This is a genomic window from Myxococcales bacterium, assembly GCA_016699535.1.
Classification (GTDB): Bacteria; Myxococcota_A; Polyangia; order Polyangiales.
This window is the reverse complement of sequence record CP064980.1, coordinates 3,646,865-3,663,860: the sequence shown is the minus strand read 5'-3', so window position 1 is coordinate 3,663,860 and position 16,996 is coordinate 3,646,865. Positions and strand designations below refer to the sequence as shown.

Below are 16,996 nucleotides of genomic sequence, written 5' to 3'. Positions count from 1 at the left end.
CTTCGCTTTAGCTTTGTTCGGTGACGTATTCGCCATGGTTGATCACAAGGGTGCACAGAAGCATAACGACAAGCAAGGCAGCGCAAAGCACGCCAGCGTGAGCCACAGCTGGCAAATCTGGGGTCATCTCTGGAGCGAAGAGGCCGCCTTTGGGCAGACCGGCAAGTTGCTTTGCATGGTAGTTCAGCGACACCATGCGTGAAGGTCCCGGCAGGATGTGCCCAAGTGAAAATTCCACCACGGCAAAGTACATCACACTAAGCACTCCAGAGGCTTCAACAGCCAGTGCGCCCCAGAGCAAGCAAATAGCGCAATAGGCTGAAGCCAAGATGCTAAGACTTCCCATTGCAGCAAGGCTCTGCGGCAGCGCGGCGCTCGCGGCGCTGAAATCCGGCAAGTAAATTATCAGATGCAAACACAGTGTGCTCAAGCAAAGCAAAGCAATACTCGCCAATGATGCACTTAGAAATTTTCCCAGGAGTAGATAAACACGTCGGACTGGGCGGCTGATGATAAAACTAAAGGTTCGATCTTCGACTTCATCGGAGATGGCTCCTGCCGCAAACAAAAAAGGCAGCAAATAAACCAAAAGGCCAAAGAAGTCCAAACTCAAGGCACTCTGCATCAGTTCGCTTGGCTCGATGTCTTTGGCGGCATAGCGCGCTAGGGCCACCGCAACGATGACGGTGAGCGTTGCGATGATGCCTAGCCAAAGACCTTTGCCGCGTTTGAGTTTGAGCCAATGAAGCTCGGCCACAGTTTGTATGGCAGGGTAGCCTGAAGGAAGTTCATGCATCGGCTGCCTCTTTTCGTGCTTTGTTTTGTTTTTTGCTTGCTGCGTCCACACCCACTCCGGCGAGCCCTGAGCTGCGCTCTACAAGGCGATGAAAAAGCGATTCAAGCTGGGCATCCGGGCTGCTCAACGCCACAAGACCGTAGTCGTGCTCGGATAGTTTTTGACCGAGCGCAGTGTAGCTTTGATCGGGCGCATCTGTTTCGAAAACCACCCGGCTTGCATCGTGAAAGTCGATGCGCTTGATGTGCTCTTCAGCAATCATGCTTTGCGCAAGCTTGCGTGTTTCGCTGCACTCCACCCAAATCTGGTGTGGCACATCATCGAGCAAATCACGGATTTCGCGAATGGCGCCTTGTGCGACGAGTTGCCCTCGCGCAATCAGCAATACTTTGTCCGTGAGGCTCTCCACTTCATGAAGCACATGCGTAGAAAAAAGCACCAGTCCGCCGCGATCGGCATGGGCTTGAATTTCCGCGAGGATCATCTGACGCGTCGTAGGATCGGTGCCGCTCAGAGGTTCATCTAAAAGAAGAATCGAGGGCTCATGCACCATGGCTTGAGCAAGTTTTACGCGTTGACGCATGCCGCGAGAAAAGCCCACCAAACGCCGATCAGCGGCTTCCGTCAGTCCCATGCGCTCCAGTGCTGCTTTCGCTCGCTCGAGGCTTTCCTTTTTTGAAAAGCCGGACAGACGCGCCATGGCGGCTACAAACTCAAGGGCGCTAAGCTCTTTTGGCAAAGCATCGGCTTCGGGGCACAAGCCAATGTCTTTTAGCACTTTTGGGTTAGCAAAAGGCGCCATGCCGTTGACATGCATCTGCCCAAGGCTAGGGCGAAGCAGTCCTGCGCACAGCTTTAGGAAGGTACTCTTGCCCGAGCCGTTGGGACCAAGCAGTCCCCAAATGCCAGGTTCCAAATCAACACTGATTTGTTGCAGCGCGGTAATGCGTCCGTACCACTTGCTCAAACGAATGGCCCGCAAGGAAGGGCTTGTTTTGTCTTCATTCATTTAAGCACCTCAAGACGGTTCAAACGAAACCAAGCCAAGGCGTAACTGCTTGCCGTAACCGCCAAAAGCACTGCGCTCACCTGCATCCAGTTGAGTATGGCGGCGTCTTTTTCCGGCGTAATTTGAAATAAAATCTGCGATAGGCTGCCAAGCACGGCGGGCAGCGAAGCTAGCTTGAGCCAAGGAAGGTCTGTAATCGCATACACCACCGACGCAATGACGTGCGGCACGATCCACAACAAAAGCCAGCCCGTCATGGTCAAGGCTCGGTTACGAGAGAGCGAAGAGATGCCCACCGATACGACCGAGGTGACCAGCGCTACAACGGCACACAAGCCGAGGGTAGGGAAAAAAAGCTTGGCGCTATGCCACACTTCACCTTGCGGCGAGGTGACGCTCAAACAGAGCACGACGAGTGCAGTAGGCAATAAGGTGATGCTAAAGACCAAGGTCAGCACCGCGCCCATTCGGCCGAGTAAATACTGCAAAGGCGAAACCGGTTTCGAAAAGAAAAAAGTAAAGGAATCGTTGGTCATGTCTTCAGCCATGGCGCTGGCGCCTGTGCGTAAGGTTACCAAGCTGACAAACAACCACAGCTGCCACTTGAAAAGGTTATTGAGCAAGCTTGCTCCATCGATGTTGCCTGCGCCTGGCGCATTGCCGCCGGCGGTTTGTGTCGAGAACCAAAACACAATACCGATGTAGGCCAGCGGCACCATGGCAGGTACCCAACAAAAAAGAACGGAAAGTTTAATCAGCCAACTGTTCCAGGCTCGCCTTAAACTGTAGCGCCAAAGCACCCATGCATTTTGCCCGCGCCCTTGAAGGCTGCCCTCATAAGCTCGGTAGCCCAAATCTCGAAGTACCATAGGCCTGGGACGCTAACAGAGTTTTGTCCTGATGACAGCCCAATAGCGCAATCGAGCCCTTCGCTTCGAATAAATCTAAAAAGATTCTTGCTTTGAGCGTTCATGGAGCGATTCAACAATGACGCTAAGGTTCACTCCACAGTCTTTGCAGGGCTTTTTCGCGGCCGCAGCTTAGCGAATAATTTCGGTAGGTTTCTGGATGCGTTTTGTAAAAGTCCTGGTGGTAGTCTTCAGCAGGATAAAAAGGTCCGGCTTTTCGAATCAGCGTTTTCAGTGGTGTCTTAAAGTGTTTTGCTTTTTCAATGGCTAGCTTTGATGATTCGGCCAGCTTCTTTTGTTTTGCGTCGTGATAAAAAATTGCACTGCGATATTGTTTGCCCACATCGCAAAACTGTCGGTCCTTAACTGTGGGATCGATGTTGTGCCAAAAGACATCAAGTAGTTTCTTATAGCTAGTTCTTTTTGGATCGTAACGCACGCGCACTGCTTCTGCATGACCTGTATTGCCGCTGCTTACTTCGTTGTAGCTTGGGTTTTTCGTGTGCCCGCCGGTATACCCAGCGATCGTGGCAATCACGCCTGGCAACATGTCAAAAGGTTTTTCCATGCACCAAAAACATCCACCGGCAAAGGTTGCTTCGGCATAAGCGCTTTGTTGTTTAGATGGCTGCTTGGAAATTGCTTTATCCTCAGCATGACTTTGCGCATGGCAGGCGAAAACAAAAAGCAGGGCAACTTGGATAAAGCGGAACATGCGATCCATTTAACGCTATCTTGGCTTTGCGTAAAATGCTTGCCTGGAAAAACATTAGATGAGTTTTTCGCCATGACTGTTTTGTCTGTTTTTGCGCCTATTTAATGACAGGTTTGGCGTTTTCTATGATATTTTAATGCCAACTCTGGCATGTGGCTGTTTTAGCGCCCTTGCGTCCTTTGTTCGCCATGCTTAAAAGAACGCTCATGAAACATAAACTTCTATTCTTTTTCTTGCTGCCTGCTGTGTTTGCTTCGGGTTGTGGTTTCAACGCTGTTATCGAGCGCGACGAAGACGTCAAAGCATCGTGGGCGGAAGTTGAAAACCAATACCAACGCCGAGCGGAGCTTGTGCCCAATCTGGTCAAGACCGTTAAAGGGGCAGCTGATTTCGAGCAAGATACTTTGCAAAACGTGATTGAAGCACGCTCCAAGGTATCGAGCATGCAGGTTGATTCGAGCATCCTTGATGATCCGGCGCGCTTTAAACAATTTGAGCAAGCTCAAGCTAAGCTTTCAGGCGCCTTGTCGCGTTTACTCGTTACCGTCGAGCGCTATCCCGATCTTAAAGCCTCGCAAGCCTATCGTGATTTGATGGTGCAGCTCGAGGGCACGGAAAACCGCATTGCAGTGGCGCGCCGTCGCTTTATTGAATCGGTTGCTGAGTACAACAAAGTGGTGTTGCGCTTTCCCAGCATGATTGGCGCGAGAATGCGGGGCAAAGAAACCAGGCCTACCTTTGAAGGCACGATTGAAGGCGCTGACCGAGCCCCTGAAGTAAAGTTCGAGTAGGGTAGGGCCTGAGGAATGCCTACTGCGATACGAGCGGTGCTACGAAGATGGACAGTCGGTGCGCTCGCTTCGATGCTTGCACTTCTTTGTTTCCTTCCGAACTCGGCAGGTGCCCTTGATCCACCAGCCCTTAATGCACGGGTTACCGATCTAGCGGGGGTGCTTGGCGCCGGCGCACGCTCCGAGCTTGAGAAAAAGCTTGCTGCTTATGAACAGCAAACCGGCCATCAGTTTGCGTTTTTGAGTGTGCCCACCTTGGATGGCGATCCCATCGAAGATTTTTCGATTCGCACCGTTGAGCAATGGAAACTGGGTGATAAAAAGCGGGATGACGGGCTGCTTTTTTTGCTCGCGGTTCAGGAAAGGCGCATGCGCATTGAAGTGGGCTACGGTTTAGAGGGAGCCATCCCGGATGCCCTAGCCAAGCGCATCATTGACCAGTATGCTACGCCATCGTTTCGCGCTCAAAACTTTGCTGAAGGCATCAATGCAGTTTTCGATGCGCTCATGAAAGCAGCCAAGGGCGAATCGCTCGGGCCACCGCCACGCGCTAAGCAACGCAGGCAGGGCCCGGGGTGGATGCTCTTGCTTTTGCCGCTTTTCTTTTTCAGCATGGTCTCTCGCATGCTGCCTAAGGCAGCGCGCATTCCCATTATGGTTGTTGCGGGCGGATTGCTTGGCTTTTTTATTTTGCACGGCATCATCGGCTTCCTTTCGGGCCTTTTCTTCGGCTCGATCTTTTCCGCATCGCCGCGCGCAGGAGCCGGAGGCATGTACTACGGTGGTGGCTTCGGTGGAGGTGGCGGCTTTGGCGGTGGCGGTGGTTTCGGCGGTGGAGGCGGCGGCTTTGGCGGCGGCGGCGCTTCGGGGGGATGGTAGTCATGGCGAGGATTTTAAGCAGTGACGATAAACGCAAGATCGAAGAAAAAATCGCTGAGGTCGAAACCCTGGGCGACGTCGAAATCGTGGTGGCCGAGGTTGAAAGAAGCGACGCCTACCTTTTATGGCGCGGCCTTGGTAGCGGACTGCTCACGCTGAGCGCAGTGCTGACGATTCACTATGGCTGCCCTTTGGTGTCTGCCGATTGGCTGATTGCACTTCAGCTTCCTTTGCTTGCTTTGAGCTGGTTTCTTTGCGGCCTGCCGCCGCTGCTGCGCTTGCTTGCGCCCGATGCGCTGGAGCAAGCTGCAGTTCACCGTCAAGCAAAACTTGCTTTTTTGGACAACAATATAGCGGAAACCAAAAACCGCGTGGGCGTGCTGCTGCTCATCTCTGCGCTTGAGAAACGCGTCGAAATTTTAGCCGACCGCGGCATTCATGAAAAAGTTCAAACTGAAGGCTGGCAACAGCACGTAAAAACCATCGTGCAGGCGATTCACGAAAAACGTGCTGCTGAAGGTATCTGCAAAGTCATCCATGCACTGGCCACCCAAGTCGGCGAAGTGCTTCCCCTGCAAACTGACGACGAAAACGAGTTAGCCAACAAAGTAGTAAGCCACTAGAGCTGCTTTTATTCTTCAGCTTCCACAACAAACTGCATGCGGAAATCGTACACTTCGTTAAGTTGAGCGCTTAGGTACTCACCGTCTCTTTTCGCGGGCCAGTATTCCCAGCGTGTGCGTGTTCCGCCGAGACCGAGACCGCGCTGATCCGGGCTCTGTTTTTCAATAAACAAAGACAAGTCGCCTTCGCCGAGCTGGTTTGAAGATTGTGGAGCACGCACCCGTAGCTCAATCGCTTTTGCAAAGCCAAGCTCAGGGCCGATGTGCACGGTGGGGCCGATATGCCGGCGCGTTGAGCTTTGCGTTGCAAGAGAAGAATCGCTGTCGAAGCGAAAATGAATCTCTGTTTTGATTGGAATGGCTCCTTCGGGAATGCGTAACTCAGCATTGCTTCCAAGCGATAGCGTGCCTCCCATTGCGCCAACCACAACGTCGATGCGTTGATTGTTGTGGACCTGCACTGCGACCTCTTTGGCTTTCTGTGGTACTGTTTTAGCCTTTGGGCTCGAGGCGCAGGCGGCTAGCGAGCATAGGGCCAAGATAAAACCAATCAAGTCTCTGTGCTTTAACATGAAAGCAACTATAATATTTCTATTGTGAAGAACAAAGGCTCATCGAAAGGAAAGTTGCTGAAAGGCATTGCAAGGACTACCCACACCGTTCGCAATTTGTTTCCGTTGAGTTCCCTTGGCTTTTCGCTGCTCGTGCTTGCTCCCTTTGCTCTTCAATGGTGGGGGCTTCGGCAAATGGACCTTGTCGTGCTCGTGCTGTCCTATTCCGCGCTTGCTTTGCTTGGCTTTTCCGTACTGAGCACGGTGACTGTTGCATTGCTCTCGCACCTTCGCTTGCGACGGCTTCGATGCAAGGCCCTTAGCCTTGAGACCTGTCTGCAGGTGGAAACAGATTTTGCGCTCAAAGCGGTCTCTTGGCTCCCGTGGGTTGATTTGAGGTGGCAGTGGTATGAGCCCAATATCGCGGAGCTTGATTGTATTAATAGAAGCCGTGTGCTGCATGAGCGTGTTCGTCTTTTGGAGCGTGGCCAGTACAAAAACCTTAAGCGTCGTTTTTTTATCCAAGATATTCTGGGCTTGAGTCGGATTGTTTTTGAATCCGCGCAGCTGCTTGAGTTAAAGGTATTGCCATGGACAGGCGCATTGGATCGCAGTCCGCTGCTAAGTGCCTACGCTGGAGGGGAAGACCTGGCACATCCACGAGGGCTCGCCGAAGGAGACCGTGTCGAGCTCCGTCGCTACAACCCCGGGGATCCTGCACGCCTCATTCATTGGAAGCTTTTTGCGCGCACGCGTAAACTGATGACGCGTTTTCCCGAACGGGCGTTTAGCAAAACGACAAAAGTGTTAGCTTATTTGGTTGAGGGGCCTAACGATGATGCAAGTGCAGCCGTAGCGCGCGTTGCGATCGAACAACAGGCTTTGGGGGAAGACTGGTTGTTTGGTGCCGATGGTAGCTCGGAGCTTGCCGTTGACGTTGCAAAAGCATTGGAGCTTATCCAGCTTTCAAAACAACGGAACAAGGAAAAGAAGACCGAACTACGTCAATTTGTGTCTGCTCAACGCAAACTTGGTTTTTCCAGTTTGTTGGTGTTTTGTCCCCCAACCCAACAGGGCGAGTGGCTTGAACAGTTGCGGGAGTGTATCAGTGAGTTTGCCGCGGGCGTGCATGTCGTCATAGGGATCGACGGCGCGCCACAGGAACATCCTCCGAAGCTATTGACGCGTTTTCTTTTCAATGCAAACAGATCCGATGTCTTTACGAAGACCGAGTTGCAAGAGCTACTCATTTCGCTTAAGAAAATGGGTGCGAGTGTTGATATCCTTGACCGGAAAAGTGGAGACAGCTACCTGCATTCCATGAGCGATAAACGTGAGCTAAGGCGGAGCGCTTAATGCCGGGTCATAAGAACAACGGGCCTTTGTCCGGAAGCTGGAGTCTAACACTTATTTCGGCCTTGGCTTATGGGGTTTCGGCTGTCGCTTTATTATGGTCCATTTCCAGCTTTTCGATGCGAGTGAGTGCCGGCACGGGAGCAGTGCTTGGCGTTGTCACTGCGCACTTGTTGTTGAAAAAGCGCGTGCGTCTTGCTGCTCTCGTGCTGATTTCTGTTCTGCTTTTCTTTTGGGTTTGTTTGTTCGTAGCTGGATACTGTCCTCGCTCTCTTTTGTTTCTTTTCTCGATACAACTTCGCGTTTTGCTTTTGCTCAAGACCTTGGTTTTTTTATTTGTTGCTATTCCGTTGCGCTTATGGCTCGGAGTTTGGCTTTGCGCTTCCGTTATTTTGTGCTGCTAGAGATAGCGCTTGTGTGTGTAAGTTTTACCCAGTTGCTAGCCGCTCATCGTTATGGATCCATCAACCGCCCCTTCGAACTTGCTGACCCCTTATTGACGCAGGGCAAGGATCCGGCTCTGGCCATTTTGTTGATTGGCGTGGCCGTCTCGCTGCTAGCTTTTTTTGTCATCAATCGAGCGAAAGGCTTGTGGCGAGCCTTAAGCATGGGGCTTTTCTTTTTGTTGATACTCGGAGTCGTGGTTGCCGGCACGCAGGTGTTGGGACTGCCGACGCCATCGGTTGCTGGAGATGCGCTGGGCCTTCGTGGAAAGAACAAACAACAAGGCCAGCAAAAAAAGAACAAAGAACAATCGGGCAAAGGCCAGCATAGTACCGAAGAAATGGAGTTTCGTGACAACTACAACGACGAAGCCGACCGCTCACCGGTTGCCGTGGTCTTATTTCACGATGATTATTCACCGCCCCAAGGCGTTTACTACTTTAGACAAAACGCTTTCAGTCAGTACAACGGCCGACGTTTGGTCACCACTACGCGTGACGATGTCGATACAGATATTGCTCCAGGTTTTCCGACCACCTCGTTTGCGATACCACACGATTTTGTTGTAGCGGGCGTTCGCAAAGATCTAAAAACAACGATGGCCTTGTTGGCGGATCATTCAAGACCTCCTGGGCTCGAGTCGCCGATTAGCTTAACAGCAACCGAAAACAGTAATCCATCACGGTTTTTAAGAAGCTACGAGGTCGAGTCGGCCGCTCTGGATACTGAATACTTAGCCCTAATAGGAGCTGAAGCTGGAAAGAAAGAATGGACGGCTTCGGAGTGGAAGTACTATTTGGCGGCGCCCAAAGATCCTCGTTACGACAAGCTGGCCCAGAGCATTGTGGATGAGATGCCAGAAGCCCTAAAGAGCGATCCGATGGCCAAATCCGTTGCTGTGGTCAGTTGGCTAGGCTCTCACGGCACCTACAGTTTACGGCACGGTTACGCGAACGCGGAAGATCCAACAGCTGCTTTTTTGTTTGGGGAAAAAATAGGCTATTGCATTCATTTTGCGCACGCGGCCGTCTACCTTTTGCGCCAGCTCGGCATTCCCTCACGTGTAGCAACCGGCTATGCGATTAATGAAGCTGCCAGACAGGGAGGCTCAGCTCTACTGCTCAGCAGCGCAGATTCACATGCTTGGCCGGAAGTTTATTTTCAAGACCTCGGTTGGATCGTGATGGACATCTTTCCGGAGCAAAGTCTTGATTCGCCACCACCACCGCCTGATCCGGATCTGCAGCGATTATTGGGGAGCTGCTGCGCGGAGAGCGTCCTTTGCAAATGGGCAAGGATTCTCCGGCAGCCAAAGCCAGTCGCTTTTTAATACGGGCGGTCGAGTTGCTCCCGTGGCTGCTCGCATGGATAAGCATTCTTACGCTCTTCATCTTCTATGTCATCAAATTTTACCGTCGCGTTTGTTACCATTTTTCCCGTGGTCGGAAAAAAAATCACTATGCTTATCGTGCGGCGTTGGATGTGCTTTCGGAGTTAAGAATAAGACGACACTATGGAGAGAGCCAAGAAGCGTTCGCCAGACGGTTGCAACAACGCTATCCAAGTTTTAGACAACTTAGCGATACTCACATCGCTACAGCCTTTGCCGATCCTCAGCGGAATCTGCAGGCGTCGCTTCCTTCGGCACTTAGCAATCTGCGGGATGAGCGTCGGCAGAACGTGAGTTGGTGGCGTAGACTTTGGGCTTTGATTCTGCCATGGTCATGGCTGTTTTCTAGATAGAATTTCGATATCAAGTAGGAAGCGATAGCATGCAAGATCCACAGGTCGCGATAAGTTCTGAGCAACTCCCAAGGGCACAAGAAGTGATGCATCGGATGATGGCCCGCCTTCGTGCCGCGATTGTCGGTCGCGACGATGTCATCGAGCTCATTAGTATCGCGCTATTTGCCGATGGTCATGTCCTTCTTGAGGACTATCCTGGTTCCGGAAAAACCACCTTGGCACGTGCGTTGGGACAAGGCATCTCCCGGGCTGAGCGTAGTAGCGCGTTTGGAGCATTTAGGCGCATTCAGTTTACGCCTGATCTACTGCCCAGCGATATTACTGGCGCGAGTGTGTTTGATCCTGAGCGTTCTTCGTTGAGTTTTCGGCCTGGACCTTTGTTTGCGCATGTGGTGTTGGCGGATGAGATTAACCGCACCTCGCCCAAAGTCCAATCGGCCATGCTTGAAGCAATGGCGGAAAAACAGGTGACCGTTGATAACCAGACTTATCCACTGGATGAACTGTTTTTTGTGATTGCAACACAAAATCCGCGCGATGTTGCTGGCACCTATCCTTTACCGACACCACAGCTGGATCGCTTTTTGTTCTGTATCCGCATGAAACATATTAGTCGTGAAGCCGAGCTCAGGGTGCTTGCTCGCTATCCAGAAACCAGTTTGCAGACAGCTGCGCGCTTAGCGCAAGTAAGCCGTGAAGAAATCCTTGCGGTGCGAAAACTTTTACGAGAAAGTGTCTTTGTTTCGCCAGCGATTCAAGAAGGTCTTGTTGAACTTGCAACGACTTTGCGTTCAGATGCACGCGTTGTTCAGGGGGTTTCAACGCGTTCTTTGGTGTTGATGCTGCCAGCTTTGCAGGCTAGGGCGTTAGTGCATGGACGTGACTTTGTCAGTCCAGACGATGTTGCAGTTTTGTCGCCCTTCGTTTTTGCTCATCGCTTGGACTGCGTTCCGGGCATCGGCGATGAGAGCCAAGTGGTTAGCGAGTGTTTGCAACCAGTGCTTGAGATGCTGGCACGAACCACCCTTAAGCGATGAAACTATCGCCTGCTCTTTTTTGCTATGTTTGCTGGTGCTGCCAGCGCGAGCTGATGAGCTGCCGCCGATGCCCCAAGCTGCAAATCTGCGGGCTAGCAGTGATGAACAACTTGCTTGGGCTTTTGCTCGTTCCGATAAGCTGATCAAAGCACGCGAACTTGCCCAGGAGGTAATCGAAAAGAACAAAAGCTCGTACGTTGCTCATTTGGTTCTTGGCTATGTTGAGCACTACGCCGAAGCCAATATCCCGCGTTCAGTATTCCATTTAGAAAAAGCACTGAAGCTTTACGAACGCAAGTACGGCAAAGTGCCCACTCCCCAAAAACCATGGGGTTGGCATTCTCGAATATTGAAGGAACTGGGTGCATCGTACTACGACATGGAGGAATACGAAAAACGTATTGCGTTCATGGATCGCTACAATGAGTACTACCGTCCACTCATGATTGCCGAGCGAGCGTGGCCTTTGATGAAACTGAGGCGTTACAAAGAAGCGCGCAAATATGCCAAGTTGGCTCTCAAAGAAGATACGTTGTTTCAAAAAGTCTTGGCCTACAATGCATTGTGCGCGATTGAATTTGAAGCAGGGGACAATGAGGCTGGGTATCTCGCCTGTAAGCAAGCTGTCGAGCATGCACGGCAAGAGCGACGAACCCTAAGTGCTGTCGATCTAAGCAACTACGCTGAAGCCTCCCGTTCTTTATTTAAACTCGATGAAGCGGAGAAAACCAGTCTTGAAGCCACACGCGTACCCGTCTCATGGTACGCTAATCCATGGCTTGATTTGGCCGATCTCTACTTGCGCGAAGGACGTTTTGCAGAGAGTTTATCTGCTTTTAAATCGATTGCACCTTATCGAGCTGAGCGCCCTCCACATGTACGCAACGTGGACCTCTCTGAGTTAAGGCGCGGTCTTGCGGCCTTCTTCTTGGTAATGGGCAAAGCTGATGTGTCAGCAGAGATTTCCGAAAAAGCTTTGTTGCTTCCAGATAGGCGTGCGCATACCAGTCGCGAAGCAGAACAGGATCGCGCTATTCTAGCCTTGCTGCATCGCCGGGCATTGCGAGTTAGCGCGGAGCAGCAGTTAGAAAAAAGCGTCGACAAGGTTTTTTACAAACGTTTGTGGGCGTGGATGCAAGCGTCGTTTCAGCGAATGAAGGCCTGGCGAGCGGGACAGCAAGTTGCGCGCCTGCTATCGGAAGGCTCAAGGCTTGCAGGCACCTTCAAGATAGGTTCCGCTCAAAGCGCTGTCATGCCACCCTGGTTTGCAGGGGATCTCATTGATGTCCTTGGGCCGTCGGTGAGTATGGAAGCTTTGCGAGAGGCCGAACAGAGCGATGAGCGACCCTTAGTGCAGGCGTATTACGATGCGTTCAAAGCCGAGACTTTTTTGAGAGCAGGGCGCTACATTGAAAGCCTGCGAGCTGCAAACGCGGCAGAAAAAACATTGGGCAAAGCTGAAGTATTATTGCGAGCAAGGCTTTTTGTGGTGGCAGCCGAAGCAAGTTGGCAGATAGGTCAAGCAAAGCAGTCGGCCATGTGGGTGGATCGTGCGTTGCAGCATGATCCCGGTGCATTCAGACGTTTAGAAATCCCCATTCCAACTCGTTTTCCGACGGCGGCCAATGCCTTGGAGGCTAGGGTGCTGAAGTTTTTAGCGCGCTCCGATAGGCTTGATAAGCAAGATCGAGCAGCTATTCGTCTGCAATTTTTACAGAACACCGCATCCATGCGTTTGTGTCTTATCGGAGCATCGGGCGATGCTTTGGGTTGCGCACAACACAAGATCAAACATAGAAAAGAAGACGCTGCCAACATCGCTAAGGCTTTTCATGAACAGGTCTTTGCTCCAAATGTCGATTTGACCCAGGTGGATATAAACTCGCTAGAAGGGTCCAACATCCGCAGTCCGGATGCTCTTCGAAGCTTGTTCAACGAAGAGCCTGCTGCTTCGGGCAATCCCTCTTTTTAGTTGTTATCTTTATTCGATAAAGAAGCCGGGTTCATGTTATAATCAAGGGATGAGTTGGTTTTCAAACCTGTTTGCTTCCAAGCGTGTCATGCCAACCTCGCTCTGTGATGAAAACTTTGATGCTCAGGTACTAAAATCCGATAGACTTACTTTGGTTGATTTTTGGTCGCCAGGTTGTGCGCCCTGTAAACAACTTGAAGATGTGATTATTGGCATTGCAAGTGACAAAGCGGAGACTGTTAAGGTTTGTGAGCTTAACATCACCGACGGGATGCAAATTGCGGCGCGTTACGGAGTACGGGGCACACCGACCGTTATCTATTTTTAAGGACGGTAAAGAAGTGGAACGTGTGGTCGGTTTTCGTGGTAGCTTATACCATCGCGAACTAATCGATGAGCTTTGCAAATAGGCTCTAGCTCGAGTTGGCTCTAGAGCGATGCTCTAAGAAAACTCCTGTTGCTTTGCTGTTGTTGGATACTGGTCCAACCTTTTTCGGGGCAAACTAACTATTTGCTGGAACATTTTCTTGGAGTGTGATTGAACACGGTAGCAAGTCCTCTCGCTATCAGGAATGAGGCTAAAATGACCGAAGCAATGGTTTCTGTTGACGGCAACGAGGCGGCAGCCCGGGTTGCTCATCGCATCAACGAAGTAATCGCCATCTATCCGATTACTCCTTCTTCTCCAATGGGAGAATGGTCTGATCAATGGTCGTCTGAAAAGCGAACAAATATCTGGGGTGCAGTACCTCAAGTCGTTGAACTTCAGTCTGAAGGTGGTGCCGCAGGAACAGTGCACGGCTCCCTTCAAGCCGGTGCGCTCACCACAACCTTCACGGCGTCGCAGGGGTTGCTGTTGATGATTCCTAACATGTACAAAATCGCAGGTGAGCTCACACCTACGGTATTTCATGTCGCGGCTCGATCGATAGCAGCTCAAGCGCTATCGATTTTTGGGGATCATTCGGACGTGATGGCTGCTCGTGCTACCGGGTTCGCGATGCTGGCCTCAAACAATGTGCAAGAAGTATCGGACTTTGCGCTCATTTCAACGGCAGCTTCTTTATCGGCAAGGTTACCCTTTGTTCATTTTTTCGACGGCTTCCGCACTTCTCACGAAGTCTCGAAGATAGAGCCACTGTCCAATGAAGTATTGCGAGCCATGATGAACGAGGAGCTCGTCCAAGCGCATCGCGCACGCGGGCTGAGTCCAGATCATCCGGTGGTTCGCGGCACCGCGCAAAATCCCGACGTGTTTTTCCAAGCGCGTGAGAGCGTAAACGCCTTTTATGACAACACGCCTCGCCTTGTCCAAGAGATCATGAATGCCTTTGCAAAATACAGCTCGAGGCAGTACCGGCTTTTTGACTATGTAGGTCCGGAAGACGCGGAACGCATTATTGTCATGATGGGTTCGGGCGCCGAGACGGTGCACGAGACAGTCGAATACCTTAACAAAAAGGGTGAAAAGGTTGGTCTTCTCAAAGTGCGCTTGTACCGCCCGTTCAGCGCCGAAGCTTTTGTCGCTGCCTTGCCTAAAACAACCAAAGCAAATTGCGGTCTTGGACCGCACGAAAGAACCCGGCGCCTCGGGCGAGCCTCTGTATCTCGATGTGCTTGCTGCGCTTTGTGAGCTAACGGCAAGCGGCAAGAGCCATCTTAATGGCATGCCGCGTATCATTGGCGGAAGGTACGGGCTCTCCTCTAAAGAGTTCAATCCTGGCATTGTGCGAGCCATTTTCGAAGAACTAACTCATCGTGAGCCTAAAAACCACTTTACGATTGGTATTCATGATGACCTAACGCACCGCAGTTTAGAGTGGGACAAAAACTTTAACATTGAAGCCGATGACGTAGTGCGTGCTGTGTTCTACGGCCTTGGCTCCGATGGCACTGTGGGTGCGAACAAAAACTCCATTAAGATTATTAGCGAAAGTACTGAAAACTACGGCCAAGGCTATTTTGTCTACGACTCGAAAAAAGCGGGGGCGATGACGGTCTCGCATTTGCGCTTCGGTCCACGACCCATTCGCTCCACCTATCTTATCGACTCTGCAAATTTTGTGGCTTGCCACCAGTTCAGTTTTCTTGACCGCTACGATGTGCTTGCAAAAGCCTCGGAGGGGGCCACTTTTCTGCTGAATAGCCCTTACGGTCCGGAGGAAGTGTGGGCAAAGCTTCCAGGCACAATTCAAAAGAGCATCATCAAAAAGAAGCTGAAGTTTTTTGTAGTCGACGGATACAAAGTTGCAGCGGAAACTGGGATGGGGCGACGTTTCAACACGGTGCTGCAGACTTGCTTTTTCAAGCTCAGCGGCGTTCTTCCGCCAGATAAAGCCATCGAAGCTATTAAGCATGCCATCAAGAAGACCTATGGCAAACGCGGCGAAGAGATCGTTAAGCAAAACAACGCAGCGGTCGATGCTGCACTATCGCATCTGTATGAAGTGAAAGTCCCAAGCGAGGTAACGAGTACGCGCGAGCGCCGATCTCTGGTGCCGGACAGCGCGCCAGATTTTGTAAAGCAAGTCACCGCCAGGCTGATTGAAGGCTTTGGAGATGATCTTCCCGTGAGTGCGCTGCCTAACGACGGAAGTTATCCCACCGGAACAACAAAATGGGAAAAGCGAAATATTGCGACCGAAATACCCGTATGGGATGAAAGCATTTGCATTCAATGCGGCAAGTGCGTGTTTGTTTGTCCTCATGCGGTTATTCGACAGAAAATAGTTGACCCTTCACGTCTAGAAAAAGCGCCTGAGACTTTTAAGTCTGCGCCCGCGCGTTTTGCTGAGTTCAAGGACAAGGTCTTTAGTTTACAAGTGGCGCCTGAGGATTGCACGGGCTGCACATTGTGCGTTGATGTTTGCCCCGTTAAAAACAAAGCACAACCAAAGTATAAAGCAATCAACATGGCCCCAGTCGCTGCTCTCAGGGAGCAGGAGAGTAAGAATTGGGAGTTCTTCCTTGAGTTGCCCGATATAGATCGAACAGAACTCCCGGTGCACAAAGTTAAGTACTCGCAACTTCTTCAGCCCTTGTTTGAGTTTTCCGGTGCATGCGCAGGTTGCGGAGAAACGCCCTACATTAAGCTGCTCAGTCAGCTCTATGGTGACCGCAGTATCATTGCCAATGCTACGGGTTGCTCGTCAATCTACGGGGGCAATCTTCCGACCACACCTTACACTGTCAACGCAGAAGGGCGTGGTCCGGCATGGTCCAATTCACTTTTTGAAGACAACGCTGAGTTTGGTTTTGGGATGCGTGTTGCGCTCGATCAAAGGCAAGAGGCTGCTCAACAGCAGCTTCGTGATTTACGAGAAGAGATTGGTAGTGAGCTCGTTGATGCGCTGCTAACGGCAAATCAAGATGATGAAGCTGGCCTTCAAGCTCAACGCGCAGCTGTTGAAAATCTAAAGCAGCGACTGCAAAAATTGCGAGAAGCCGAGAGCCGAGCTGAGCAAAAACGCTCCCTCACTCAACTGCTAAGTCTAGCGGATGCTCTGGTCAGCAAGAGCGTCTGGATAGTCGGAGGCGACGGTTGGGCTTACGACATTGGTTATGGCGGTTTGGATCATGTGCTTGCATCGGGCCGCAACGTCAACGTTCTTGTATTGGATACCGAAGTCTATTCAAATACGGGTGGTCAGATGTCCAAATCGACACCACGCGCTGCAATCGCAAAGTTTGCTGCTGCTGGGAAGTCAATGGCTAAAAAAGACCTGGGGCTTTTGGCGATAAGTTACGGCAATATTTATGTCGCACGCGTTGCTTTTGGGGCAAGTGATGTGCAGACTATCAAGGCTTTTCAAGAAGCCTCTGCCTACAACGGGCCCTCCTTGATCTTGGCCTATTCGCATTGCATCGCGCATGGCTACGATTTAAAATTTGGCCTAGAGCAGCAGCAAGCAGCCGTCAAATCAGGCCATTGGCCACTTTATCGCTACAACCCGGACTTGCTTCATGAAGGCAAAAACCCATTCCAGCTTGATAGCAAAGAGCCGTCGCTGCCGCTTTCGCAGTACATGTATCGTGAAGGACGCTACCGAATGCTGACTCAAAGCCAGCCTGAACGCGCGAAAGAGCTTTTGCAAATGGCAACTGACGATGTGAAATCGCAATGGGCAAGTTATGCAAAACTTGCAAGCACAACAAATAGTTGATGAGGAAAA

The 16,996-nt window shown here is 51.3% G+C and carries 14 protein-coding genes and 1 pseudogene; 10 read left to right on the top strand and 5 right to left on the bottom strand.

Annotated elements, in window-relative coordinates; translation table 11 throughout:
• Nucleotides 1-7: 7 nt before the first annotated feature.
• The 4 genes from IPJ88_17280 to msrA form a co-directional block, all read right to left on the bottom strand.
• Nucleotides 8-796, bottom strand: a complete 789-nt coding sequence (locus tag IPJ88_17280) for an ABC transporter permease (protein ID QQR89896.1) — start codon at nt 794-796, stop codon at nt 8-10.
• Nucleotides 789-1,805 (bottom strand): ABC transporter ATP-binding protein, encoded by a 1,017-nt coding sequence (locus tag IPJ88_17275; protein QQR89895.1) that lies wholly within the window; start codon nt 1,803-1,805, stop codon nt 789-791. Before IPJ88_17275 ends, IPJ88_17280 begins: the two co-directional genes overlap by 8 nt.
• Nucleotides 1,802-2,674: a hypothetical protein gene (locus IPJ88_17270; protein ID QQR89894.1), complete on the bottom strand. Its 873-nt coding sequence runs from the start codon at nt 2,672-2,674 to the stop codon at nt 1,802-1,804. The genes IPJ88_17275 and IPJ88_17270 overlap by 4 nt, the downstream gene beginning before the upstream one ends.
• 124 nt (nt 2,675-2,798) lie before the next feature.
• Nucleotides 2,799-3,428 (bottom strand): peptide-methionine (S)-S-oxide reductase MsrA, encoded by a 630-nt coding sequence (msrA, locus tag IPJ88_17265; protein ID QQR89893.1) that lies wholly within the window; start codon nt 3,426-3,428, stop codon nt 2,799-2,801.
• Between the two features lie 206 nt (nt 3,429-3,634).
• Here msrA and IPJ88_17260 point away from each other — a divergent pair, with 206 nt between their 5' ends.
• From IPJ88_17260 to IPJ88_17250, 3 genes are read left to right on the top strand one after another with little or no spacing between them, the layout of a single operon-like run.
• A complete protein-coding gene (locus IPJ88_17260; GenBank protein ID QQR89892.1) occupies nt 3,635-4,219 on the top strand; it encodes a LemA family protein in 585 nt (194 codons plus the stop codon).
• A gap of 15 nt (nt 4,220-4,234) precedes the next feature.
• Entirely contained in the window at nt 4,235-5,098 is an 864-nt protein-coding gene (locus IPJ88_17255; protein ID QQR89891.1) for a TPM domain-containing protein, read from the top strand.
• 2 nt (nt 5,099-5,100) lie between these two features.
• Entirely contained in the window at nt 5,101-5,721 is a 621-nt protein-coding gene (locus tag IPJ88_17250; GenBank protein QQR89890.1) for a hypothetical protein, read from the top strand.
• 8 nt (nt 5,722-5,729) lie between these two features.
• Here the strand turns inward: IPJ88_17250 and IPJ88_17245 are convergent, their stop codons facing one another.
• Nucleotides 5,730-6,293: a hypothetical protein gene (locus tag IPJ88_17245; protein QQR89889.1), complete on the bottom strand. Its 564-nt coding sequence runs from the start codon at nt 6,291-6,293 to the stop codon at nt 5,730-5,732.
• A gap of 24 nt (nt 6,294-6,317) precedes the next feature.
• Here IPJ88_17245 and IPJ88_17240 point away from each other — a divergent pair, with 24 nt between their 5' ends.
• From IPJ88_17240 to nifJ, 7 genes and pseudogenes are all read left to right on the top strand, one after another.
• Nucleotides 6,318-7,628, top strand: a complete 1,311-nt coding sequence (locus IPJ88_17240; GenBank protein QQR89888.1) for a DUF58 domain-containing protein — start codon at nt 6,318-6,320, stop codon at nt 7,626-7,628.
• A gap of 94 nt (nt 7,629-7,722) precedes the next feature.
• The gene (locus IPJ88_17235) at nt 7,723-9,399 is read left to right on the top strand and encodes a transglutaminase domain-containing protein (protein QQR89887.1); all 1,677 of its coding nucleotides are present in this window, start codon (nt 7,723-7,725) and stop codon (nt 9,397-9,399) included.
• Complete coding sequence (locus tag IPJ88_17230; GenBank protein QQR89886.1) at nt 9,357-9,812, top strand: hypothetical protein; 456 nt, start codon at nt 9,357-9,359, stop codon at nt 9,810-9,812. The genes IPJ88_17235 and IPJ88_17230 overlap by 43 nt, the downstream gene beginning before the upstream one ends.
• A gap of 29 nt (nt 9,813-9,841) precedes the next feature.
• A complete protein-coding gene (locus tag IPJ88_17225) occupies nt 9,842-10,852 on the top strand; it encodes an AAA family ATPase (protein QQR89885.1) in 1,011 nt (336 codons plus the stop codon).
• A 67-nt stretch (nt 10,853-10,919) separates the two neighbouring features.
• Complete coding sequence (locus IPJ88_17220) at nt 10,920-12,824, top strand: hypothetical protein (protein ID QQR89884.1); 1,905 nt, start codon at nt 10,920-10,922, stop codon at nt 12,822-12,824.
• A 49-nt stretch (nt 12,825-12,873) separates the two neighbouring features.
• Nucleotides 12,874-13,152, top strand: a complete 279-nt coding sequence (locus tag IPJ88_17215) for a thioredoxin (GenBank protein QQR89883.1) — start codon at nt 12,874-12,876, stop codon at nt 13,150-13,152.
• Between the two features lie 255 nt (nt 13,153-13,407).
• Nucleotides 13,408-16,987: pseudogene (gene nifJ, locus IPJ88_17210) on the top strand (pyruvate:ferredoxin (flavodoxin) oxidoreductase).
• Nucleotides 16,988-16,996: the final 9 nt, after the last annotated feature.

Coding starts and splice junctions, on each gene's coding strand:
- IPJ88_17280 (QQR89896.1), bottom strand. CDS start 796: ATGCATGAACTTCCTTCAGGCTACCCTGCCATACAAACTGTGGCCGAG.
- IPJ88_17275 (QQR89895.1), bottom strand. CDS start 1,805: ATGAATGAAGACAAAACAAGCCCTTCCTTGCGGGCCATTCGTTTGAGC.
- IPJ88_17270 (QQR89894.1), bottom strand. CDS start 2,674: ATGGTACTTCGAGATTTGGGCTACCGAGCTTATGAGGGCAGCCTTCAA.
- msrA (QQR89893.1), bottom strand. CDS start 3,428: ATGTTCCGCTTTATCCAAGTTGCCCTGCTTTTTGTTTTCGCCTGCCAT.
- IPJ88_17260 (QQR89892.1), top strand. CDS start 3,635: ATGAAACATAAACTTCTATTCTTTTTCTTGCTGCCTGCTGTGTTTGCT.
- IPJ88_17255 (QQR89891.1), top strand. CDS start 4,235: ATGCCTACTGCGATACGAGCGGTGCTACGAAGATGGACAGTCGGTGCG.
- IPJ88_17250 (QQR89890.1), top strand. CDS start 5,101: ATGGCGAGGATTTTAAGCAGTGACGATAAACGCAAGATCGAAGAAAAA.
- IPJ88_17245 (QQR89889.1), bottom strand. CDS start 6,293: ATGTTAAAGCACAGAGACTTGATTGGTTTTATCTTGGCCCTATGCTCG.
- IPJ88_17235 (QQR89887.1), top strand. CDS start 7,723: ATGGTCCATTTCCAGCTTTTCGATGCGAGTGAGTGCCGGCACGGGAGC.
- IPJ88_17230 (QQR89886.1), top strand. CDS start 9,357: ATGGGCAAGGATTCTCCGGCAGCCAAAGCCAGTCGCTTTTTAATACGG.
- IPJ88_17225 (QQR89885.1), top strand. CDS start 9,842: ATGCAAGATCCACAGGTCGCGATAAGTTCTGAGCAACTCCCAAGGGCA.
- IPJ88_17220 (QQR89884.1), top strand. CDS start 10,920: ATGCCCCAAGCTGCAAATCTGCGGGCTAGCAGTGATGAACAACTTGCT.
- IPJ88_17215 (QQR89883.1), top strand. CDS start 12,874: ATGAGTTGGTTTTCAAACCTGTTTGCTTCCAAGCGTGTCATGCCAACC.